Annotated in this window: 21 protein-coding genes; 8 read left to right on the top strand and 13 right to left on the bottom strand. The window is 70.3% G+C overall.

The features are described 5' to 3' along the window. Positions 1-33: 33 nt before the first annotated feature. Together ACZ5PO_RS12225 and ACZ5PO_RS12220 are read right to left on the bottom strand one after the other, a co-directional pair. Positions 34-1,113 (bottom strand): HAD family hydrolase, encoded by a 1,080-nt coding sequence (locus ACZ5PO_RS12225; protein WP_464193712.1) that lies wholly within the window; start codon positions 1,111-1,113, stop codon positions 34-36. 3 nt (positions 1,114-1,116) lie between these two features. After that, a complete protein-coding gene (locus tag ACZ5PO_RS12220) occupies positions 1,117-2,133 on the bottom strand; it encodes a DUF7064 domain-containing protein (RefSeq protein ID WP_464193710.1) in 1,017 nt (338 codons plus the stop codon). A gap of 223 nt (positions 2,134-2,356) precedes the next feature. Here ACZ5PO_RS12220 and ACZ5PO_RS12215 point away from each other — a divergent pair, with 223 nt between their 5' ends. The 8 genes from ACZ5PO_RS12215 (at position 2,357) to ACZ5PO_RS12180 (ending at position 10,872) form a co-directional block, all read left to right on the top strand. After that, the gene (locus ACZ5PO_RS12215; protein WP_464193708.1) at positions 2,357-2,659 is read left to right on the top strand and encodes a EutN/CcmL family microcompartment protein; all 303 of its coding nucleotides are present in this window, start codon (positions 2,357-2,359) and stop codon (positions 2,657-2,659) included. Between the two features lie 73 nt (positions 2,660-2,732). Next, the gene (locus ACZ5PO_RS12210) at positions 2,733-3,008 is read left to right on the top strand and encodes a BMC domain-containing protein (protein WP_464196814.1); all 276 of its coding nucleotides are present in this window, start codon (positions 2,733-2,735) and stop codon (positions 3,006-3,008) included. A gap of 67 nt (positions 3,009-3,075) precedes the next feature. Further along, a complete protein-coding gene (locus ACZ5PO_RS12205) occupies positions 3,076-4,476 on the top strand; it encodes an aldehyde dehydrogenase family protein (RefSeq protein WP_464193706.1) in 1,401 nt (466 codons plus the stop codon). Positions 4,477-4,491: 15 nt separating this feature from the next. Next, entirely contained in the window at positions 4,492-5,313 is an 822-nt protein-coding gene (gene eutJ / locus ACZ5PO_RS12200) for an ethanolamine utilization protein EutJ (protein ID WP_464193704.1), read from the top strand. Continuing rightward, entirely contained in the window at positions 5,314-5,931 is a 618-nt protein-coding gene (locus ACZ5PO_RS12195) for a hypothetical protein (RefSeq protein ID WP_464193702.1), read from the top strand. Continuing rightward, positions 5,928-7,196 carry a malate dehydrogenase gene (locus ACZ5PO_RS12190; protein WP_464193700.1) on the top strand — a complete coding sequence of 423 codons (1,269 nt, stop codon included), beginning with the start codon at positions 5,928-5,930 and terminating at the stop codon, positions 7,194-7,196. The genes ACZ5PO_RS12195 and ACZ5PO_RS12190 overlap by 4 nt, the downstream gene beginning before the upstream one ends. Before the next feature lie 5 nt (positions 7,197-7,201). Next, a complete protein-coding gene (locus ACZ5PO_RS12185; RefSeq protein WP_464193698.1) occupies positions 7,202-8,245 on the top strand; it encodes an alcohol dehydrogenase catalytic domain-containing protein in 1,044 nt (347 codons plus the stop codon). A gap of 395 nt (positions 8,246-8,640) precedes the next feature. Beyond that, positions 8,641-10,872: a helix-turn-helix domain-containing protein gene (locus ACZ5PO_RS12180; RefSeq protein WP_464193696.1), complete on the top strand. Its 2,232-nt coding sequence runs from the start codon at positions 8,641-8,643 to the stop codon at positions 10,870-10,872. A 16-nt stretch (positions 10,873-10,888) separates the two neighbouring features. Here the strand turns inward: ACZ5PO_RS12180 and mctP are convergent, their stop codons facing one another. From mctP to ACZ5PO_RS12125, 11 genes are all read right to left on the bottom strand, one after another. Then, entirely contained in the window at positions 10,889-12,364 is a 1,476-nt protein-coding gene (gene mctP, locus ACZ5PO_RS12175; protein WP_464193694.1) for a monocarboxylate uptake permease MctP, read from the bottom strand. Continuing rightward, positions 12,354-12,548, bottom strand: coding sequence for a DUF3311 domain-containing protein (locus tag ACZ5PO_RS12170; RefSeq protein ID WP_464193692.1), 195 nt, complete (start codon positions 12,546-12,548; stop codon positions 12,354-12,356). The genes mctP and ACZ5PO_RS12170 overlap by 11 nt, the downstream gene beginning before the upstream one ends. 257 nt (positions 12,549-12,805) lie before the next feature. Next, positions 12,806-13,009, bottom strand: a complete 204-nt coding sequence (locus ACZ5PO_RS12165) for a hypothetical protein (protein WP_464193690.1) — start codon at positions 13,007-13,009, stop codon at positions 12,806-12,808. Positions 13,010-13,179: 170 nt separating this feature from the next. After that, a complete protein-coding gene (locus tag ACZ5PO_RS12160; RefSeq protein ID WP_464193688.1) occupies positions 13,180-14,859 on the bottom strand; it encodes a GMC family oxidoreductase in 1,680 nt (559 codons plus the stop codon). Between the two features lie 338 nt (positions 14,860-15,197). After that, a complete protein-coding gene (locus ACZ5PO_RS12155) occupies positions 15,198-16,184 on the bottom strand; it encodes a carbohydrate kinase family protein (protein ID WP_464193686.1) in 987 nt (328 codons plus the stop codon). Positions 16,185-16,197: 13 nt separating this feature from the next. Beyond that, a complete protein-coding gene (locus tag ACZ5PO_RS12150; RefSeq protein ID WP_464193684.1) occupies positions 16,198-17,853 on the bottom strand; it encodes an FGGY-family carbohydrate kinase in 1,656 nt (551 codons plus the stop codon). A gap of 10 nt (positions 17,854-17,863) precedes the next feature. After that, positions 17,864-18,637: an SDR family NAD(P)-dependent oxidoreductase gene (locus ACZ5PO_RS12145; RefSeq protein ID WP_464193682.1), complete on the bottom strand. Its 774-nt coding sequence runs from the start codon at positions 18,635-18,637 to the stop codon at positions 17,864-17,866. A 27-nt stretch (positions 18,638-18,664) separates the two neighbouring features. Then, a complete protein-coding gene (locus ACZ5PO_RS12140) occupies positions 18,665-19,435 on the bottom strand; it encodes an L-iditol 2-dehydrogenase (RefSeq protein ID WP_464193680.1) in 771 nt (256 codons plus the stop codon). Further along, entirely contained in the window at positions 19,432-20,436 is a 1,005-nt protein-coding gene (locus tag ACZ5PO_RS12135) for an ABC transporter ATP-binding protein (RefSeq protein ID WP_464193678.1), read from the bottom strand. The genes ACZ5PO_RS12140 and ACZ5PO_RS12135 overlap by 4 nt, the downstream gene beginning before the upstream one ends. A gap of 20 nt (positions 20,437-20,456) precedes the next feature. Next, entirely contained in the window at positions 20,457-21,287 is an 831-nt protein-coding gene (locus ACZ5PO_RS12130) for a carbohydrate ABC transporter permease (protein WP_464193676.1), read from the bottom strand. 3 nt (positions 21,288-21,290) lie between these two features. Then, complete coding sequence (locus ACZ5PO_RS12125) at positions 21,291-22,163, bottom strand: carbohydrate ABC transporter permease (protein WP_464193674.1); 873 nt, start codon at positions 22,161-22,163, stop codon at positions 21,291-21,293. Positions 22,164-22,189 lie beyond the last annotated feature (26 nt).

Genomic DNA, 22,189 nt, shown 5'->3' with positions numbered 1-22,189 from the left:
TCCCTCCCATCAGCGGGCCTGACCGGCCCATCGTCATGTGCCGCCGGCCATACGCCGTACGGGTTCCGTGCCCGGGCGCAGACGCCCGAGGATGCGGACGAGCGCCGCATCGGGCGCTGCAACCGTCGCTGTAACCATCTTGGCCTGCACGGCAGGCGCGATCCCTGGCGCGGGGCTCGGCCCGCCGGGACGGGCCCCGATGCGGCGCAGCGCCTGGCGCACCTCCGCGTCGGTCTGCGGCGCGGGCGCCGCGGGCCGGTCGGCGAAGGCCGCCGCAAGCCGCCCCGCGACGGTCACGGCGCGCTCGCGGCGGACCGCCGCGGCGGCCCGCTCGGGGCTGTCGGTGCAGGAGCACGAACCGGCGCAGGCGCAGGCCGCCTCCGCGGCGCTCACCGGCACGGCGCACCCGCAGGCGGCCGCGGCAAAGCCGCCGGGCGCCAGGTGGGCGACGATCTCCTGCGGCCACAGCGCCACCATCTCGGCGCCGGCGGCGAGCAGCTTCTCCTCGGAGTGCATGCCCCAGGAGACACCGATCGCCCGGATGCCGCACTCCCTGGCATGCCTCACGTCGCCGACCGTGTCGGTGACGAGCACGACCTCCTCGCCGGTCGGCACCGCCGGCCTCACGCCCTCGCGATAGGCCGGGGCGCAGGCGCGGCTGATGGCGTAGGACTGGTCGGTCAGGAAGCGTCGCACACTGGCGCGCTTGTCGGGCTCGACGTCGCCGGCGAACACATGCGCGAAGCAATGGGCAATCTTCGCGTCCGTCAGGATGCGCCGGATCGCCGCCATGGAGTTGGACGACAGCACCGCCAGCGAGTGGACGCCGGCGAGCGCCCGGACCACGTCGCTCATCCCCGGCACCAGCTCGGGAAAATAGGCGGTCTGCAGCAGCCCCAGGAAGTGATTTGCAGCCGCATCGCCGCGCTCGTCGTCCTTGCAGAGGCGTCGCAGCGAGGTGAACAGATTGTCCTCGAGCAGCTCGAAGTAATCCTGCTGATCGTCGACGCCGAGCCCGAAGGCGCGGTTCGTCTCGCAGAACACCTTCCACGACGCGTCGCGCGTCTGCACGAGCGTGCCATCGAAGTCGAACAGGATGGCGCGCGCCTGCATCGCTCACCTCGCCGGGGCCGAGGGCGCCCGCGTCGCGGGCTCGGCGTTGAGGGCGGTAAGCTGCGGCAGCTCGAAGAAGTCCTGGATCTCGCCGAAGCCGGCGAGCGAGCCGCAGGTCCAGCGCGCCAGCGCGTTGAACGACACCATGTTGGGCCAGCACTGCCACGGGAAGGTGGTCAACCCCTGGCCGGTGAGCTGCCAGGTCCGGTCGGCGCTGTCGGTGACGACGAGCTCGACGACGTCGGGGAAGCGGTCATGCCGGCGCGTCGTACGGCCGGTGCCGCTCTTCAGGCCGAACACCTGGCCGGCGTGCACGACGTAGCCGTGGGCGAGCGAAAGGTCCTGCCCGTTCGTGGCCGGATCGAAGCTGAAGATGGCGTGCACGGCGAAGTCCTTGGAGAAGTGCGCGTGCAGCCAGCTCATGTTGGGGGCGCCGCGCTCCGGCCGCGGGCCCCAGCTGTGGTCCATGGTCGAGATGCAGTCGATGGGGTAGTCCCGGCCGCGCACCGATACGCGGCCCTGGAAATGCCCGGTCTGGTCGAAATGGCCGTTGTAGGCGGTGCCCCAGGCGAACTGCCCGCCCGCCGCGGCGCTGGCCAGCGCCGCCGCCTTCATCGGGTCCATGGCGGGATCATGAATGTCGAAGGGCGGCATGACGGCCGTATAGCGCACGTCGATCTCGGTGCCCTCGCCGTCGTCGTAGGTGATCTCCCAGGCCATGTTCGGCTCGGTGCAGCGGATGGCGAGGCCGTTGGCCAGGCGAAAGTGGGAGAGGCGGCGCGGCTCGGGTATCGGCATCGATGCGCGCAGGTCGCAGAAATCGGCCTGCCACGGCGTCCGCGCGAACCCAGAGTTCATGCAGATGGTCGAGCTGACGATACCCAGGTTGGTCCTGAATAGAGCGTAGACACCGACATTGAGACGCGCCTCCGCATTGTAGAAGCCGAAGAAATTCGTCTCCGCCCAGGTCGGCTCGTTCGCATCCGGGGTGTGGAATTCAACATCTTCAGGATTGATCACAGGCGTTTCCTCGCACGGCTTCATCGTGGGCCGATTGCGACCGGTGGCATTATGCGGGCCGGCCGAACGGCGACGCTATGGCCGCCCGGGATAAATTGAAACCTTCACTTTTATCTCGCGGGGAGAATGACGGCCGGACGGACGCAAACCTACGATCGTGCTGTCGAGATCGCCGAGGCTCGACTGGCGAGCCTCGGACCTGGTGCGTCAGCGGAGCGTGGACATGCGTCTGGGACGGATCGTCGGAACGGCCGTCTGCACCATCAAGGCGCCCGGCCTGAACGCCTACAAGCTGCTGCTCGTCACCGACATCGACGCGAACGACCCGGAGGCGGCCGCGGCGGCCTCCGCCATCTACGTGGCGGTCGATCTCACCGGCGCCGGCGAGGGCGACGTCGTGCTGGTGACGCACGGCAGCGCTGCCCGCGTCGGCGCGGAGCACGCAGCCATTCCGACCGACGCGAGCGTCGTCGCCATCGTCGACACCATCCAGTCCGGCGCGACGACGACCTATGCCAAACGCTGAGCGCATCGGCCCGGGCCCCGGCCCGCAGGCCAAGAGCAGGGAGAGCAGAATGACCACGACACCCACCCCGGCCGTGCCGCGCGGCGCGCTGGGACTGATCGAGACGAAGGGCCTGGTGGGCGCCATCGAGGCGGCCGATGCGATGGTGAAGGCCGCCAACGTCCGCCTGGTCGGGCGCGAGCAGATCGGCGGCGGCCTCGTCACCGTGATGGTCCGCGGCGACGTCGGCGCGGTCAAGGCCGCGACCGACGCCGGGGCGGCGGCGGCCGGCAAGATCGGCGAGGTCATCTCGGTGCACGTCATCCCGCGCCCGCACGAGGACGTCGAGGCCATCCTCGGCAAGGCCTAGGGCCTGGCTGCAAGCGATCAGCGCCGGTCCGCCGCCCGTTCCGTCCCTCAACGGATGAAGATCCCCCGTGACACAAGCAGCCACCACCGCTTATGCGCCCGAGGCGGACCTCGTCGCCCTGGCCGACGCCAGGACCAAGGCGCGCCAGGCCCGCGCCGCCTTCGAGCGCTTCGAGGGCGCCGACCAGGGCCGCGTCGACGCCATCGTCCGGGCCATGGCCGAGGCCGGCACCGCCGCCGCCCGGGAGCTGGCCCGGCTCGCGGTCGACGAGACGGGCTACGGGGTCTACGAGGATAAGATCCTCAAGAACCTCTACAATACCAAGTTCGTCGCCGCCGCGATGCTGCCGCAGCGGACCGTCGGCGTGCTGTGGGTCGACGAGGTGAACCGCATGACCGCCATCGGGGCGCCCATGGGCGTGATCGCCGGCATCATTCCGGTCACCAATCCCACGTCGACGGTGCTGTTCAAGTGCCTCGCCGCGGTCAAGTCCGGCAACGCCATCGTCTGCGCGCCGCACCCGCGCGCCGTCCGCTGCTGCACGCGGGCGGCGCAGGTCATGGCCGAGGCCGCCGTCCGCGCCGGCGCGCCGCCCGGGCTGGTGTCCTGCCTCGAGCACGTCACGCTGGAGGCGACGCAGGAGCTGATGCGGCATCCGGACGTATCGCTGATCATGGCGACCGGCGGCGCCGGCATGGTGCGCGCCGCCTATTCGTGCGGCAAGCCGACCCTTGCCGTCGGCGCCGGCAACGTCCCCGTCTACATCCACCGCTCGGTCCGCGACGTGGGCGAGGCGGCGCTCATGGTGGTCACGTCGAAGTCGTTCGACAACGGCACCGCCTGCGTGGCGGAGCAGTCGGTGATCCTCGACGAGCCGATCGCCGACGCGGCCCTGGCGGCCTTCGCGGCCCACGGCACCCTGTTCCTGGAGCCGGCGGACCAGGACAAGCTCGCCCGCCTCGTCTTCACCGAGCGCGGCGATCTGCGGCCGGAGGCGGTCGGGCTGTCGGCGGTCGAGCTCGCCCGCCGCATCGGCATCTCGGCGCCGGCCAACTGCCGCGCCCTCGGGGCGGTGCTGACGGCGGTCGGGCGCCACGCACCGCTGTCGGCGGAGATCCTCGGCCCGGTGCTGTCCTTCTACCGCACCGCCGATCTCGATCGCGGCAGCGAGCGCTGCAGCGAGATCCTCGCCTTCGGCGGCGCCGGCCACACGCTCGGCATCCACGCGGAGGACGACGGCGTCATCGCCCGCCTGTCGGCGCTGCCGGCGTCGCGCATCGTCATCAACACCCCCACGCTGTTCGGCGGCATGGGCTACAGCTGCGCCACCGATCCGTCGTTCATGCTGGGCACCGGCACCTGGAGCGGCTCGATCGTCTCCGACAACGTCACGCCGCTGCACCTCATCAACATCAAGCGCATCGCCCACGAGGTCCGCCCCTGGCGTTCGCTCTACGAGAGTCTCTGAGAGATGCCCGCGGCCATGGCACGGCAGCCGATACGGACGGCATCCACGGGCCCCGAGGCTTTTCTCCAGGCGGCCGCCAGGCGCCTGCGCGCCCCCCGGCCGGCCACCGGCCCGCTGCGCTTCGGCGTCGACCTGGGGACGGCGACGGTGGTGCTGACCGCGGTCGACCAGCGCGGCCGCCCCGTCTATTGGGACGCCCTGCCTTGCGAAGCGATCCGCGACGGCGTGGTGGTCAACTTCGGCGATGCGGTCGCCGCCGTGCGGCAGCTGAAGCAGGCGGCCGAGCGCGCGCTGGCCTGCCCGGTCACCGAGGCCGCCACCGCCCATCCGCCGGCGGTGCCGGCCGCCGACTGCCGGGCCTGCCGCTACGTCCTGGAGCAGGCCGACATCGGCTGCCGCGCCCTGGTCGACGAGGTCTCGGCGGCGCAGGCGCTGCTCGCCGTGGAGGACGGCGCCATCGCCGACGTCGGCGGCGGCTCGACCGGCGTCGGGGTCATCCGCGGCGGCCGCCTCGTCGACCTGAGCGATCGGCCCGGCGGCGGCCACCATCTGGACCTCATCCTGGCCGGCGCCCTGCGCATCCCGCTCGAGGAGGCCGAGCACCGCAAGCGCCTCGGCGAAGCCGATTATTCCCCCGTGCTGCGCCCCGGGCTGGAGCGCATCGCGACCTCCATCGCGCAGCAGCTGGGCGGTGCGACGGTCAGCGCCATCCACCTGGTCGGCGGCGCGATCCGCCTGCCCGAAGCGGGCGCCGTCGTCGCCCGTGTCACCGGCGTGCCCACGCGGACCTACCCCCACGCCGACCTCGTCACTCCATTTGGCATCGCGGTGAGCTGAATGAGCTTCCAGCTTCGAACCTTCGCCTTCATCGACAGCATGCAGCCGCAGGCCGCGGCGCACGTGGCGGCGACCTGCCAGGGCGACGTCCCCGTCGCCGGCATGTCGGAGCTGTTCATCGAGGTGGCGCCGGGCAACGAGATCTTCCGCTGCGCCGACATCGCCCTCAAGGCGGCCGACGTGCGGCCGGCACTGCAGATCATCGAGCGCGAGTTCGGCCTGCTCGAGATCCATTCGCGCACGCAGTCCGAGGTGCTCGCCGCGGGCGAGGCCGTGCTGGAGCACCTCGGCCTCAAGGAAAGCGACCGGTTGCGCCCGACGATCGCCTCGTCGCAGCTGGTCACCAACGTCAATCCCTACCAGGCGCAGCTGATCAACAAATGGCGCAAGGGCAACCTGCTGCTGCCGCGGTCGAGCCTGTTCGTGCTCGAGGCGACGCCGGCCGCCTACGTCACCCTGGCGGCCAACGAGGCGGAGAAGGCGGCCAGCATCAGCCTGATCGAGATCCGCGCCGTCGGCCGCTTCGGCCGCATGTTCATCTCCGGCACCGAGAGCGAGGTGGACGCAGCCAGCAAGGCGGCGATCGGCTGCCTCACGGAACTGGGAGGCCGCGAATGAGCGTGATCTCCGTGGCGGAGGTGGAGCGGGCGGGAGGCGTCCTTCGCGTCGGCGCGCGCGACATCCTCACCCCGCTGGCGCTGGACCGGGCCAAGGAGCTGGGCGTCAGCATCGAGCGCGAGGCGGCCGCCCCGGCGGCGCCGGGACGAGCCGCGACAGCCCAGGCCGTGCCAGCGCCGCCCGCCGCTCGCAGCCCCGCCGGCCCAGCTCCGGCCCTGCCGTCCGCCACGGGCGCCGAACCGCTGTCGGGCGCCCTCTACCGGCGCGGCGCCCCGGTGCCGCTCGGCCTCCGGCCGGACCCGGCATCGCCGGCGGCCGCCAACGTGCCCGGCGCCGACGCGCGACCGCGGGCGGCGGTGGTCGGCGCCGGGCACGTGGGCGCCATGACGGCGTTGCGCCTGGCCGAGCCGTCGCTCTTCGCCTCGGTGACGCTGATCGACATCGTGCCCGGCCTTGCCGCCGGACTCGCGCTGGACATGTGGCACAGCGCCGGCTTGCGCCGCTTCACCACGCGCATCGAGGGCAGCACCGACATCGCGGCACTGGCCGGCGCGGACTTCGTCGTGGTCACCGCCGGCAAGCCGCGCCAGCCCGGCATGAGCCGCACCGACCTGACCGGCGTCAACGCCGCCATCGTCGGCAGCGTGGCGGACGCCATCCGCCTGCATGCGCGGCGCGCCATCGTGGTGGTGATCACCAACCCGCTGGAGGAGATGACCCATCTGACGGCGGCTCGCACCGGCTTTCCGCCGGAGCGCGTCATCGGCATGGCCGGCGTGCTCGACACCGCTCGTTTCCGCGCCCTGGTCGGCCTGACCGGCGTGGCACGGCCCGAGGACGTGGAGGCCGTCGCGCTGGGCAGCCACGGCGCCGAGATGGTGATCCCGCTGAGCCAGGCGCGGGCCGGCGGCCGGCCGCTGGCGGAACAGCTGGACCGCGGCACGCTCGCGGCAATCGTCGAGCGGACGCGCGATTCCGGCGCCGAGGTGGTCAAGCTCTTGCAGACCGGCAGCGCCTACTTCTCGCCCGCCGAATCCGCCGCCGCCATGGTCGCCGCCATGGCCGCCGGGCGCAGCGAGGTGATGCCGGCGTGCGTGCAGTCGCGCGGCGCCTACGGCACCGTGGACACCCGCGTCGGCCTTCCGGCCCGGCTCGGCCGCGGCGGCGTCGAGGAGATCGTCGCGCTGCCGCTCGCGCCCGACGAAGTGGCGGCCCTGCGCGACGCCGCCGCCCGCATCGCCGAGCGGATCAAAGAGCTGGGCTGACGGCCATGCGGGCGATCGTCTATGCCGCCCCCAACGTCGTCGAGGTGCGGGAGGTGCCGCCCCCGACGCTGCAAGCGCCGACGGATGCGCTGGTGCGTGTGACCATGGCCGGCATCTGCGGCACCGATCTGCACGCCATCGCCGGCGACTTCCCCGGCCTCGCGCCCGGCGCCGTGATGGGGCACGAGTTCGTCGGCGACATCGTGGAGATCGGCCCAGCGGTGCAGCGCCTGCGCACGGGCGACCATGTGATGGCCTCGGATTTCACCGCCTGCGGCCATTGCCGGGCGTGCGGCCGCGGCGATCACTGGCACTGCGGCGACAGGGCCTTCTTCGGTACCGGCACCTCGTTCGGGCCGGCGCTGGCGGGCGCCCAGGCCGAGCTGGTGCGTGTGCCGCTCGCCGACACCACCCTGTGCCGGGTGCCTGCCGGCTGCTCGGACGAGGCGGCGATCCTGATCGGCGACAACCTCGCCACCGGCTGGGCGGCGGTCGAGCGCGGGCGGGTCGAGCCCGGCCATGTGGTCGCCGTCCTCGGCGGCGGCGCCGTCGGCCAGCTCGCCAGCCTCAGCGCCCAGGCGGCCGGTGCTGCGGCAGTGGTCCTGGTGGAGCCGAACCCGGCCCGCCGCGCCTTCGCCACCGGCCAGGGCGCCGTGGCGGCCGCTCCCGAAGCGGCCCGCGCCCTGCTGCTTCAGCTGACCGACGGCGAGGGGGCCGACGTCGTCATCGAGGCAGTCGGCAGCGCCGAGCCGCTGCGCGGCGCCTACGATCTCGTGCGCCGGCGCGGCACCATCGTCTCCGTCGGCGCCCATGCCGCCCCGTCGTGGCCGCTGCCGCTGGCGCAGAGCTTCGCCGACGAGCTGACGCTCACCTTCGCGATCGGCGACTCGATCCGCCTCAGGCAGCGCCTGTTCCCGCTGATCCGCAGCGGCATCCTGGCGCCGGACGTCATCGTCGATGCGCGCCTGCCGCTCGAGGCCGCGCCGGACGCCTACCGCCGGCTCAAGGCTCAGCAGATCATGAAGGCAGTCGTCATCCCCGGCCGGTAGCGGGTCGGCGAGGCGGCGCTTTCGTTTGCCGGCGCCGTGGTGATGTGTGAACATAGCGCCTGGCGATGTTGCACAGTGATTTTGAATTTTTGGCATTGGCGGGGCCGCTGGGCGCCCCTCTCCCCGCCTGCGGGGAGGGCAGGGTGAGGGGGCCTTGCCGCATGGCGCGACGGCCTTGACCGGCCGCGGGCCTTCTCTTGGACGCCCCCTCACCCGGCTCGCGCTTCGCGCGATCCGACCTCTCCCCGCAAGCGGGGCGAGGTAGGCGGCGGAGCCGCTGAGATCTCTGTGCGCACACGCAGGCCCACAAGGGCCTCGAGAAGCAGGACGACCTGCTCGACAAGGGACGGACAACGCAAATCCGACAGCAGCGGCCTGCATGTCGGGAGGGCACCATGAATCTGCTCGACGTGCCGACCTGGCGCGTGCGCGGCGACGCAGCGTCGGCGCCGCGCACTGCCATCGACGACGCCATCGCGCGCCTCGACGCGGCCGCGAACGAGAGCCAGCTCGTCCTGTTCGCCGAGGCCTCAGTGGTGCTGAAAGGCCTGCTCGGCGCCCAGCACGTGGGCATCGTGGTCCATTCCGGCGGCAGCTGGCACGCCTGGGACAGGCTCGACGCCACCGACAGCCGCACGGTGGACGAACTGCCGCCGGCCTCGCTGGCCTGGGAGACGATCGTGCCGCTCACGGCTGGCAAGTTGTTCGTGCCGGTCCGCGTCGGTGGCGTCGCGCTGATCCTCAAGGGCGTAGAGGCCGACGGGGCCTCTCCCAGCCTGATCCAGACGGCGTCGACACTGCTGCGACTGGCGCTCGCCTCCTGCGAGGGGACGCATGGCAATCCCGACAAGCTGGAAGCCATCCAGGTGTTCCAGCGCGTGGCGAGCCGCATCCTCAAGAGCCAGGACCTGCAGGAGGTGTTCCTGCTGATCACCCACGAAGCCAAGAACCGCCTGTCGTCCGACATCTGCGGCGTCATGCTGTGCGAGGACGACGAGCTCGTCATGCAGCGCTGCGTCGGCAACCTGTCGATCGACACCGCCACCTTGCGGATGCGCCAGGGCCAGGGCGTCGGCGGGCGCGTGCTGGAGACGCGCCAGCCCTGCGTCATCGAAGACTATCTGCGCAGCGACGTCATCAGCCGCGACTTCTTCGGCCTGGCGCGCGCCGAGCGCGTGCGCTCGGCGCTGGCGGCTCCGCTCATCGCGCACGACGCGGTGATCGGCGTGCTCGAGGTGTGGCGGCGGCGCCCTTCGACGTTCACGCCGCAGCACACTGCCGAGCTCGCCACGCTCGCCAACCTCGCGTCGATCGCCATCGAAAACGTCAGGCTGTCGCAGGGCCGCGAGCGGATGGTGCAGGAGCTGGCCGAGGCCAACCGCGCGCTGCGCGCCCGCTACGAGGTGATCCAGCAATCGGCCTCGCTGCAGGAAGGCCTCGCTGGCGCGCTGCTGGAGGGCCACGAGCTCCCGGGCATCGCCGCCAAGGCCTTCGAGCACCTCGGCGCCCCCGTGATCTTCCTCGATGCCCACCTGAACGTGGAGGCCGCCTGTCCCGCCGATCGATGCGGCCCCGACCTCCACCGGCGCGTCCGCAGCGTCGTCAGCCGCAGCGTCGGCGCCGAGGCGCGCCTCACGGTGCAGCGCGGCGAGGCCGGCACGATCGCCTTCCAGGCGGTCACGGCCGGCGCCGATCGCTTCGGCTGGGTCGTCGCCGTGATCGACGGCGAACAAGAGCCGGACGAGTCGCTGCAGCTCTCCCTCTCGCAAGTCTGCGTCATGGCGGCGCTCTGCAACGTCAAGAAGCGGGCAGCGGCGCGGGCGCGCTCCGACAAGCTCGCCTCGGTGCTCTGGGACCTCCTCGACGCACCGGACAATATCAGGCGCCTGGCCGTCGAACGGGCGCGCGATCTCGACCTCGTGCTGACCGAGGACCTCCACGTGATGTGCTGCGTGCTGGAGGGGCTGGACAGCGCCGACGGCACGACCGCCTGCACGGCGGCGGAGGTCGAGCGACGACGACGCCTCGTCGGCGAGGCGCCACTGCAGATCCCGGGCGTCGGCTGCACCGTGCGCCTGGCCGCTCTGCGCGGCGATACCATCGGCATCCTCTGCACCGATCGCAGCAGCGACGGCCTGAAGCGGTTCGCCTCGGCTTTGACCAGCTATCTGGCCGACAGCCTGCCGCGGCTCGGCGTGCACATCGGCATCGGCACCGCGACCGCCGATCCCATGGCCATCAACGTCGCCTATCGGGAGGCGCGGATCGCGGCGGCGGTGGCGCGCCAGCGCGGCCGCGTCGGCGTCGTCTCCTACGCCGACGTCGGCGTCGCTGGGCTGCTGATGGGCGCGCGCGATGACGAGGATTTTCGCAAGTTCGTGCGCGAGACGCTCGGACCGATCCTGGCGGAACGGGCCTCCCACCGCGCCCTGCTGCTGAAGACCTTGCAGGCCTTCTTCGCGGCCAACTGTTCCCGCCATACGGCCGCGAAGCAGCTGCGCATCCACCAGAAGACGATGTGCTACCGCCTCGACAAGTTCTCGCGAATGACGGGTCTCGACCTCGGCCGCCACGAAGACCGCGTGCTGACCGACCTTGCCCTGCGCATGCACGACATCGTCGCGTGAGCCCGCAGCGCCGCGGTCAGGCCGTGCGCGCGGCGCGCCCGACGGGGACGGCGTTGACGATCACGGCGACGGCCACGTTGGCGGCGAGCGCCAGCAAGCCGATGTAGACGGTGAAGGTGCTGCCGCCCAGGCTGATGGCGTGCAACGGCTTCAAACCGTTGATCCAGACGAGGTAGGTGCCGCCGCAGAAGCCGACGAGCCACCCCGCGAGCAGCCCCGGCGCCCGGAACCAGCTGGTGTAGAGGCCGAAGACGAGGGCCGGCAGCGTCTGCATGATCCAGATGCCGCCGAGCAGCTGCAGGTCGAGCGCGAACTGCGTCGGCAGGAACAGGATGAACAGCAGCGCGCCGATCTTGACGATGAGCGACGTGATCTTGGCCACGGCCGCCTCGCCCGCGGGGGTGACCTGGGGATTGACGTAGGCCTTCCAGAAATTGCGCGTGAAGAGATTCGCCGCGCCGATGCTCATCACCGCGGCGGGCACCAGGGCGCCGATGGCCACGGCGGCAAAGGCGAAACCGGCGAACCAGGCCGGGAACAAGGTCTGGAACAGCGCCGGGACGACGTCGTTCGGGCTCGAGATCTGCAGGTGCGCGGCATGGCCCATGTAGCCGAGCAGGGCGAGCAACCCCAGCAGCAGCGTGTAGGCCGGCAGGAAGACCGCGTTCTTCCGGATGGTGTCGGCGCCGCTGGAGGCGAAGACCCCGGTCAGCGTATGCGGGTACATGAAGGCGGCCAGCGCCGAGCCCAGCGCCAGCGTGGCATAGGCGACGTACTGGTCTTGGCCGAGCAGCAGGCCGCCGGAGCCCTTCGCCTGGAACGCCTGGTCAGCCGCCGCGAACACGGCGGCGTAGCCGCCGAGCTTGTACGGGATCAGGGCGATGGCGGCGATCACCACGATGTAGATCATGGTGTCCTTGACGAAGGCGATCAGCGCCGGCGCCCTGAGCCCCGAGGAGTAGGTGTAGACGGCGAGGATGACGAAGGCGACGGCGAGCGGCAGCTCGCCGGTCAGGCCGAGCGCCTTGAACACCACCGTCATGCCGACGAGCTGGAGGGCGATGTAAGGCATCGTGGCGATGACGCCGGTGATGGCGACGGCCAGTTCCAGCGGCCGCGACTGGTACTGGCCGTGCACGACGTCGCCGGCGGTCACGTAGCCGAAGTGCTTGGCCCGCCGCCACAGCAGCGGCATGACCATGAAGACGAAGGGATAGACGATGATCGTATAGGGCAGCGCGAAGAAGCCGTAGGCGCCGACCGCATAGACCAGCGCCGGCACCGCGATGACCGTGTAGGCCGTGTAGAAGTCGCCGCCGATCAGGAACCAGGTGATCCAGGCGCCGAAGTTGCGCCCGCCGAGCCCCCACTCGTCGATGTGGGCGAGCGTCCGCGGCCGGCGCCAATAGGCGGCGACGAACCCCATGACGGTGACGAGGGCGAAGAACGCCACGAAGACGGCAAGGGCCGTGCCGTTTCCTTCACTCGTCATGACCGAGGCTCCGATAGACGATCCACGTGAGGAACGCGGTCACCGGAACCCAGGCGAGCTGATACCAGTAGAAGAATGGGAAGCCGAACAGCGCAGGCTCACGGAAATTGTAGAAGGGCACCCAGAGCAGCCCGATGAAGGGCGCCACGAGCAACCACGCCGCCGATCGACCCAAGCCGCGCAATGGCCTTCTCCCAAATCGCCTTCTCCCGAGCCGTCGATTCGTTGAATCGCCGGTCCGTTGGGATGTGGCGGCTGCGCCCGGCGGCGCCAAGACGTGGCGCATGCTCCGGACGCCGGGCAGCCCGGCGCAGCCCACGCCTGTCCGCCCCCGGCGCGCCGTGGCTAGAGCATTTCGTCATTGGATGGGATCATCCAATGACAGAGAAATGCTCATAACCTTTTGAATCTATAGCGCTTCCCTCGGCGCGAGACGGGGGCTCAGGTCTTCGATTGAGCGAGCTCGTCACGCTGCTTGATCAGCAATTCGAGCTGTTCCTCCTGGTGGGCGATGCGGCGCGACATCAGGTCTTCGTCCGCGGCGCCCGAGAACGCTGCGGCCTGCTCGACCAGCTCGCGAAGGTTTTCCCTCAGGACTCTGATGCGCCGGTCGAGTTCCTCAACCGTCAACGAGCTGTGAGGCATGGGTGAACCTCCTGGGCAAACCGTGCAGCCCCGGGACATACCCTATAAATAGCGCACTTTTGGCAATCGTGGCGACGAGGCGTAAGCCTTTGTTTTGATAGGGGCGAAGAGGCGGAAGCGCTCCCTACCCCCACCCCTGCGGCGCTGTTGTCGGTACCCGAGCTTGGCTGTCAGGCCGCGATCGCCGCGGCTGGCGCGCTGCCCAGGATCAGATCGGCCGCCTTCTCGGCGATCATGATCGTCGGGGCGTTGGTGTTGCCGCTGACCAGGCGCGGCATCACCGAGGCATCGACCACCCGCAAGCCGTCGACCCCTCTGACGCGCAGCTCCGGGTCCACCACGGCCATGGGGTCCTCGCCCATCTTGCAGGTGCCCACCGGGTGGTAGATGGTCGTGCCCGCGGCTTGCGCGAAGGCGAGCAGCGCCTCGCGCCCGGCAACCTCGCCGGGCAGCAGACCGTGATCGATGTAGGGGGCAAGCGCCGGCTGGCCCGCGATGCGCTGCCCCCACTCCAGCGACGCGACGGCGACCTCCCGATCGAGCGGATCGGACAGATAATTGGCGAAGATCGACGGATAGACCGCCGGATCGGCCGATTTGATGCGGATCCAGCCGCGGCTCTCCGGCCTCAGCTGGCAGGGGGCAATCGTCAATCCTGGCTTCTGCTCCAGCGCCATCTTGCCCTCACCCAGTTTGTCCACGTCGATGCTGGCCGGCAGGATGTGAAACTGGATGTCGGGACCGGCGAGATCCGGGCGCGACTTGACGAAGGCGGCGATGTGAGCCGCCGACAGCGTCAGAAGCCCCTTGCGGTGGACCAGGTACTTGATCGCCTCGCCGACGAGGCGCGCCCCGCGCGACAGCTCGTTGACGCTGACGACGTGCGGCTTCAGCCGGTACAGCATCGGGATGACGTAGTGGTCCTGCAGATTCTCGCCGACGCCCGGCCGGTCGGCGACCACCGCGATGCCATGCTGTTGGAGGAGCGCTGCGGCGCCTATGCCCGAGAGCTGCAAAAGCTGGGGCGAGTTCACCGCCCCACCCGACAGGATCACCTCGCGTCGCGCCCGCGCGACGCGCCGGACGCCGTTCTGCATGAACTCGACGCCGACCGCCCGTCGTCCCTCGAAGACGACACGGCTCGCCAGCGCCCGCGTCTCGACCCGGAGGTTCGCGCGCGTCATGGCCGGGTGCAGGTAGGCGACCGCCGCCGAACAGCGCCGGCCGTTCTTGACCGTGAGCTGGTAGTAGCAGACCCCCTCCTGCTCGGCGGCATTGACGTCCCGGTGCGTGAGCCCGGCCTGCTCGCAAGCGGCAAGGGCGGCGTCCGAGACCTCGTGGGTCATGGTTGCGTCGGAGACGTTGAGCGGGCCGCCGACCGCGTGGTGCTCGCACTCGCCCCGCTCCTGATGTTCGGCGCGCCGGAAGTAGGGGCGCACGTCGTCCCAACCCCATCCGGTGCAGCCGAGCTGACGCCAGCCGTCGTAATCGGCGTGCTGGCCGCGGATGTAGATGAGCCCGTTGATGGACGAGGAGCCGCCCAGCACCTTGCCGCGCGGCCAGACGTGGGCGCGCCCGCCGGTGCCGGGATCCGGCTCGGTGGTGTAGAGCCAGTTCACCTTGGGATCCTTGAGGGTCTGCGCGTAGCCGACCGGCACGTGGATCATCAGGTTCGACCAGAACTGGCCAGGCTCCTTGGTGGGGCGGTCATCGCCGCCGGCTTCCAGCAGCACCACCTTCGTCGTCCCGTCTGCAGAGAGGCGGTCGGCCAGCACGCAGCCGGCCGAGCCCGCACCCACAATGACGTAGTCGGCTTCGAACGCGTCCCGTGCGCCTGCTTGAGGGGCCATGTTTCCTCCGTCGTGCGCTGCCTCGTTTTTGAGGTCTGCGCGCTGCCTTATGCTCGTTCGTATGTGGCGCCCGCTCGGGCGTCAGACCGATCCGCAGTCGATCAATCTAGAGCATGATCCCAAAAAGTAGACACCGGTCTAGCGTTCCCGCCTTCGGCCATCGGGATCACACGAGTTGCATGTCGTCCGCCAGCGTCATGGCCGGGCTTGACCCGGCCATCCATCCACTTGGAAAACAACAGAATTCGGGCAGCCCTACCGGGTTGACGCTGTTCGCTTTGATGGATGGCCGGGTCAAGCCCGGCCATGACGGCGAGAGACGTGGAACGAGGCGCCGCTCAGGCCGGCAATTGCAAGCTCGCCTCGACATCGGCTGCGGTCGGCAGGTCCGCGCCCCGGCGGGTGACGGTGATGGCGGCGGCGGCGGTCGCGTACGCAAGCAATTCGGCGATGGCCGGGAGCTCGAGCGCAGCGATCGCATCGGGATGGAGCCGGTCCGTCTTCGCAAGCTGCGCCAATAGGGCGGCGTGGAACGTATCGCCGGCGCCCACCGTATCGCGCACGCGGACCGAGCGGCCGGGCACGGAGACGTTGCCGGCCGCGGTGAAGGCGGTCGCCCCTTGCATTCCTTCGGTCACCACCACCAACCGGGCGCCGCAGGCGAGCCAGTACGCAGCCGCCTCGGCGATCGAGAGGCTGCCGCCCCAGGCGATGCGCACGTCCTCGTCGCTCGCCTTGATCACCGTCGCGGTGCGGTAGAAGCGCTCGGCCGCCTTCGCCCAGCGGGCCATGTCACTCACGACCGTCGGGCGCAGGTTGGGGTCGACGCTGATGACGCGCCGCCCGCGCTCGCGCTCGGCCAGGGCGGCGAAGGCGGAGCCGACCGGCTCGACCACCATGGTGTAGGAGCCGAAGGTCAGCGCCAGGATGTCTGGCGGCAGCTCGGCCGGCAGGTTGGCGAGGGTCAACGAGCGGTCGGCGGCGCCATCGCCATGGAAGGAATAGCTCGGCTGGCCGTCGGGGCCGGTCGCCACCGCCGAGATCGTGGACAGCCGGTCGGTGCGGTGCAGGAAGCGGCCGTCCACGCCCTCCTGCACGAGGGTGTCGGCGAGCAGCGCGCCGAACCGGTCCCGCGAGACGCCGCCCAGGAAGGCCGCCCGCACCCCGAGCCGGGCAAGGCCGATGGCGACGTTGAAGGGCGAGCCGCCAGCGACGGCCCGCGCCGGCATCTCGGTCCCTTCCGGCTGGCCGACGAAGAGGTCGATCAGCGCCTCGCCGCAGACGAGGATCGTGGGGTCGGCTCCGGGCCCTGCCATGTCTGCCATGGGCCTTTGCGCCTCAGCTTGCGCCGTGGAGGTCGGCCACGCCGCCCATGATGGCCCGGCTCTCCTGATCCACGTTCCGCAGCAGGGCACAGACCCGCCGCTTGGCGGCGTGGAAATCCGTCATCTCAGGCCGCATCGGCAGCGTCAGCTCGCCGATGCGGGACATGGCGCCCATGGCGTCGGCAATGGAGCCATGGGCCTGGCCGGCGACGGCGCCGAGCATGGCGGCGCCGAGCAGCACCGGCTCCGGCGAGACCGGCAGCGCGACGGTGAGGCCGGTGGTGTCGGCCATGATCTGCCGCACCAGCCGGCTGCGGCTGGCGCCGCCGCTCATCACCATCATCTCGCAAGTGACGCCGCGCGCCCGCATGGCGTCGATGACGTCGGCCAGACCATAGGCGAGCCCGCACAGGCCGGCCACGAACAGCTGCTCCAGGCTGTCGATGCCCTCGCCCAGATCGAGCCCGGCGATGACGGCGCGCGCCTGCGGATCGGCATGAGGCGAGCGGTTGCCCAGGAACTCCGGCAGCACGTGGATCGACCGGGCGAGCCGCGCGGCCTGGCCGGGGCTGCCGAAGCGGGCAACGGCACGGTGCTCGAGGAAATCCAGGAGCTCCAGGCCTGCTGCCCTGGCCGCCGCGGTCGCCTCGGCGAAGGCCGGGTGCGAGCGGACGAGATGGTCGATGCCGGCGCCGGCGGCGGACTGGCCGCCCTCGTTCAGCCAGAGCCCCGGCACCATGGCGGAAAAATAGGGGCCCCAGATGCCGGGCAGGAAATGCGGCTCGGCGGTCGTCGCCATGATGCAGGCGGAGGTGCCCATGATGTAGGCGAGGCGGTCCGTCAGCCGAACCGGCTCGCCGTCCCGGCCGCGCCCGCCGATGGTGCCGATGCCGCCGGCATGGGCGTCGATCAGCGCGGCGCCGACCGGCGTGCCGGGCCGCAGGCCGAGCTCGGCCGCGGCCTCCGCGGTCAGGCCCGCGCCCAGCGGCGTGCCCGGCTCGACGATCTCGGCGCCGATGCGGGCATGCCCGTCGGCGACGAGACGCCCAAGCCCGACGCGCTCGAAATAGGCGTCGCTCCAGCGCCGCTCGTGGCCGAGGTAGGTCCATTTGCAGGTGACGGTGCAGATGGAGCGCGCCGCGCTGCCGGTGGCGCGGAACGACAGGAAATCGGCGAGGTCGAAGGCGTGGCCGATGCCGCCGTAGGTCGCCGGCTCGTTCTCCTTGAGCCAAAGCAGCTTCGGCGTCTGCATCTCCGGCGAGATGACGCCGCCGACGTAGCGCAGCACCTCGTCCCCGGTCGCGTTGATGCGCTCGGCCTGCGGCGTCGCCCGGTGGTCCATCCAGACGATGACGTTGCGAGCGGGATCGCCGGAGCCGCTGACCGAGATCGGATTAGCCTCGGCATCGAGGACGACGAGCGAGCAGGTGGCGTCGAAGCCGATGCCGCCGATGGCCGCCGCCGGCAGATCGGCCAGCTTCATCGCCTCGCGGACCGCGCGGGCGCAGGCCGTCCAGATGTCGGCGGAGGACTGCTCCACCACGTCGCCGGCCTCGTGCCAAACGGCGATCGGATGGCGGGCTGTCGCCAGCAGCGTGCCGTGCGCGTCGAAGACACCGGCGCGCGCGCTCGCCGTCCCGACGTCGACCCCGATGAACGCCTGCCGCATGTCCATCCGTCTACCAGCAGGTGTAGCCGCCGTCCGCGAGCACGATGCTGCCGGTCATCAGGCTCGCGGCGTCCGAGGCCAGGAACAGCACGACGGAGGCGATCTCCTCGACCTCGCCGAGACGTCCCATCGGGGTCCCGCCGATCCAGGCATCGTACATGGCCGGATTGCTTTTGACGAAGGCGTTGAGCGGCGTGTTGATGTAGGTCGGCGCCACCGCGTTGACGCGCACGCCGCGCGGCCCCCACTCGGCCGCGAGCGACTTGGTCAGGTGATGCACGGCCGCCTTGGAGGCGTTGTAGTAGCACTGCTCCTGCGGCCTGTTGACGATGAAGCCGGACATGGAGCCGATATTGACGATGGCGCCGGAGCGCGCCTTCAGCATGTGGGCGCCGAAGGCGCGGCAGCACCAGAAGGTGCCGTTGAGGTTGACGTCGATGACGTTCAGCCAGTGCTCGTCGCTGACGGTCTCGGCCGGCGTCTCGCTGCGGGCTATGCCGGCGTTGTTGACCAGGATATCGACTCTCCCGAAGCGGCCTGCGAGCTCGTCGGCCACCGCCGTCACACGCGTCGGGTCCGTCACGTCCATGAGCACGATCTCGGGGTCGTAGCCCTTGGCGCGCAGGGCGTCGCGGCCCTCCTCGGCGACGCCCATGTCCCGGTCGGCGATGACCACCCGGGCGCCGGCCTCGGCCAGCGCCTCGACGCAGGCGAGGCCGATGGCGCGGCCGCCGCCGGTCACCAGCGCGGTACGGCCGCCCAGCTTGAACATGTCGAGATACATGGCTCTTCCCTTCGGCTTTGAAGCGGCTCAGCTCATCCAGTTGCCGCCGTCGACGTTGAGCGTCTGGGCGACGATGAAATCGGCATCGGCGGAGGCAAGGAACACGGCCGCGCCCGCATGGTCGGCGGGCTCGCCCATGCGGCCGTAGGGCACGGCCTCACCGACGAGCCGCTTCTTCTCGCCGAGCGGGCGGTGCTCGTGGCGGGCGAACAGGGCGTCGACCTGCGTCCACATCGGCGTGTCGACGACGCCGGGCGAAATGCCGTTCACGTTGATGCCGTGCTTGATCAGGTCGAGCCCGGCCGATTGGGTGAGGCTGATGACCGACGCCTTGGTGGCGCAATAGACCGAGACGAGAGCTTCGCCTCGCCGCCCCGCCTGCGAGGCCATGTTGATGATCTTGCCGCCGTGGCCCTGCGCGATCATGCGGCGGGCCACGGCCTGGAGCATGAAGAACAGGCCCTTCACGTTGACGGCGAACAGGGTGTCGAAGCTCGCCTCCGTCACCTCGACGACCGGCGCCAGGTCGAACACCGCCGCGTTGTTGACGAGGATGTCGATGTCGCCGCAGCGCGCACACGTGGTCTCCACCGCCGCCGCGATCGAGGCTTGGCGCGTCACGTCGAGCGGCACGGCGAAAGCCCGGCTGCCGAGCCGCGCGGCCAGCGCTTCGGCCTCGGCCAGCGCGATGTCGGCGATCGCCACCCGGGCGCCTTCGGCCACGTAGCGCTCGACGATGGCGGCACCGATGCCGTTGGCGCCCCCCGTCACGATGGCGGTCTTGTCCTCGAGCTTCATGGCCGCAATGCCTGTCCTGCACGATCGAAGCGGTAGATCCGGTCGGGGGCGGGGCTGAGCCGCACCGCGTCGCCCTCCCCGACACCCACGTCGCCGGGACAGCGCGCCGTGACCGCGCCGATCTCGGGCACGTCGACATAGAGGAAGGTGTCGCTGCCGAGGTGCTCGGCGACGGTCACCCGGCCGGCCCAGCCCTCGCCGTCACGGCTCGCCCTGAAGTGCTCCGGCCGCACGCCGATGGTGGCCGCGCCATAGTGCTCCGCCGTCGCCCCGTTGATCAGGTTCATGCGCGGCGAGCCGATGAAACCCGCGACGAACAGGTTCGCCGGACGCTCGTAGAGCTCGAGCGGCGAGCCGTACTGCTCGATGCGCCCACCATTCAGCACCACGATGCGGTCGGCCATGGTCATGGCCTCCACCTGGTCGTGGGTGACGTAGATCGCCGTGGTGGCGAGCTGGCGCTGCAGCCGGGTGACCTCGAGGCGCATCTGCACCCGCAGCGCGGCGTCGAGGTTGGACAGCGGCTCGTCGAACAGGAAGGCCTTGGGCTCGCGCACGATGGCCCGGCCGATCGCCACGCGCTGGCGCTGGCCGCCGGAGAGCTCGCGCGGCTTGCGGTCGAGATAGGGCGTCAGGTTCAGGATCTCGGCCGCCTCGGCCACCTTGCGCTCGATCTCGGCCCGTGGCCGGCCCGCCATCTTGAGGCCGAAGGCGATATTGCCGCGCACGCTCATGTGCGGATAGAGCGCATAGGACTGGAACACCATGGAGAGGCCACGCTTGGCGGGCGGGGCGTCGGTGACGTCGGCGCCGTCGATCAGCACACGCCCGCCGGAGACATCCTCGAGCCCGGCGATGAGGCGCAGCAGCGTCGTCTTCCCGCAGCCCGACGGCCCGACGAAGACGACGAAGGAGCCGTCCTCGACCTCCAGATCGGCGCCCTTGATGATCTCGTGCGTGCCGAAGGACTTCTTGACGCCTTCGAGGGTGATGCTGCCCATGGTCGACCTGCCTTTGAGTTCTACTTGACGGCGCCGAAGGTCAGGCCGCGGACGAGCTGCCGCTGGCTGAACCAGCCGAGGACCAGGATGGGGGCGATGGCGAGCGTGGAGGCGGCTGACAGCTTGGCCCAGAACAGCCCCTCGGGGCTGGAATAGGAGGCGATGAATACGGTGAGGGGGGCCGCCTGCGAGGTCGACAGGTTGAGCGTCCAGAACGCCTCGTTCCAGGCCAGGATGAAATTGAGCAGCAGGGTGGAGGCGATGCCGGGCAGCGCCATCGGCGCCAGCACGTAGACGAGCTCCTTGCCGATGGTGGCGCCGTCCATGCGGGCGGCCTCCAGGATGTCCTTGGGGATCTCCTTGAAGTAGCTGAACAGCATCCATACGACGATCGGCAGGTTGCCGAGGCAGAGCACGAGGATGAGGCCGCTGCGGCTGTCGAGCAGGCCGGTATCCCGGAAGATCAGGTAGATCGGCACCAGCACGCCCACCGGCGGCATCATCTTGGTGGACAGCATCCACAGCAGCGTATCGCGCGTGCGCTTGGTGGGCGCGAACGCCATCGACCAGGCGGCCGGGACGGCGATGAGCAGGGCGATCAGGGTCGAGCCGCCGGCGATGACCAGCGAATTCATGGCGTGCAGCAGGTAATCGCTGCGCTCCTGCACGGTCGCGTAGTTTTCCGTCGTCCAATGGAAGAACAGGAAGGAGGGCGGCGTCGAGAACGCCTCGAGCTCCGTCTTGAAGCTGGCGAGCCCCATCCACAGCAGCGGAAAGAAGATCACGAGGCCGACAGCCCAGGCGGCGATCGTAGTGACGATGGTGCGTGTGGTGGAGACCCGCCTTGCCATCGCTCAGGCCTCCAGGTTGCGACCGACGATGCGCATCAGGAAGAACGCGGCGATGTTGGCGATCACCACCGCAACGAGGCCGCCGGCGGAGGCGGCGCCGACGTCGTACTGGATCAGCGCCTGCGAGTAGATCAGGAAGGCGATGTTGGTGGTTTGCAGGCCCGGTCCGCCGCCGGTGGTGACGAAGATTTCGGCGAACACGGTGAGCAGGAAGATCGTCTCGATCAGGATCACCACCGTGATCGGCCGTGCGAGGTGCGGCAGGGTGATGTAGGCGAAGCTGGAGAAGGCCCCGGCCCCGTCCATGCGCGCCGCCTCCTTCTGCTCCTCGTCGAGCGATTGCAGCGCCGTCAGCAGGATCAGCGCGGCGAAGGGCAGCCATTGCCAGGCCACGATCAGGATGATCGCAAACAGCGGCATCTCGGCGAACCAGTCGATCGGCGTGAGGCCCACCGAGGTCGCGATCCAGGCGAAGAGGCCGGACACCGGATGCATCAGCAGGTTCTTCCACACCAGCGCACTGACGGTCGGCATGACGAAGAACGGCGCGATCACCATCAGGCGCACGATGCTGCGCCCGACAATGGCCTGGTCGAGCAGCAGGGCGATGAGCACGCCGAGCACGACCGTGATGGCGAGCACGGAACCCACAAGGACGATGGTGTTGCGGAACGAGGCGAGGAAGGCGGGATCGGTGAGGAAGTAGTGAAAGTTATCCAGCCCGACGAAACGCTCCGTGCCCGGGTTGAGCAGGTTATAGCTCAACAGCGAGAAGTAGATCGTCATCGCGAGCGGGACGATCATCCAGATGAAGAGCAGGCCCACGGCCGGCGCAACGAGCAGGCGGCCGAGCGCTTGAGTCTGCTGGGTTGCCATGGCTGCCCCTGTGCGTGCTGGACGAC

This window comes from Chelatococcus sp. KU-N122, assembly GCF_055391085.1.
This window is presented reverse-complemented; position numbering and strand designations above follow the sequence as displayed.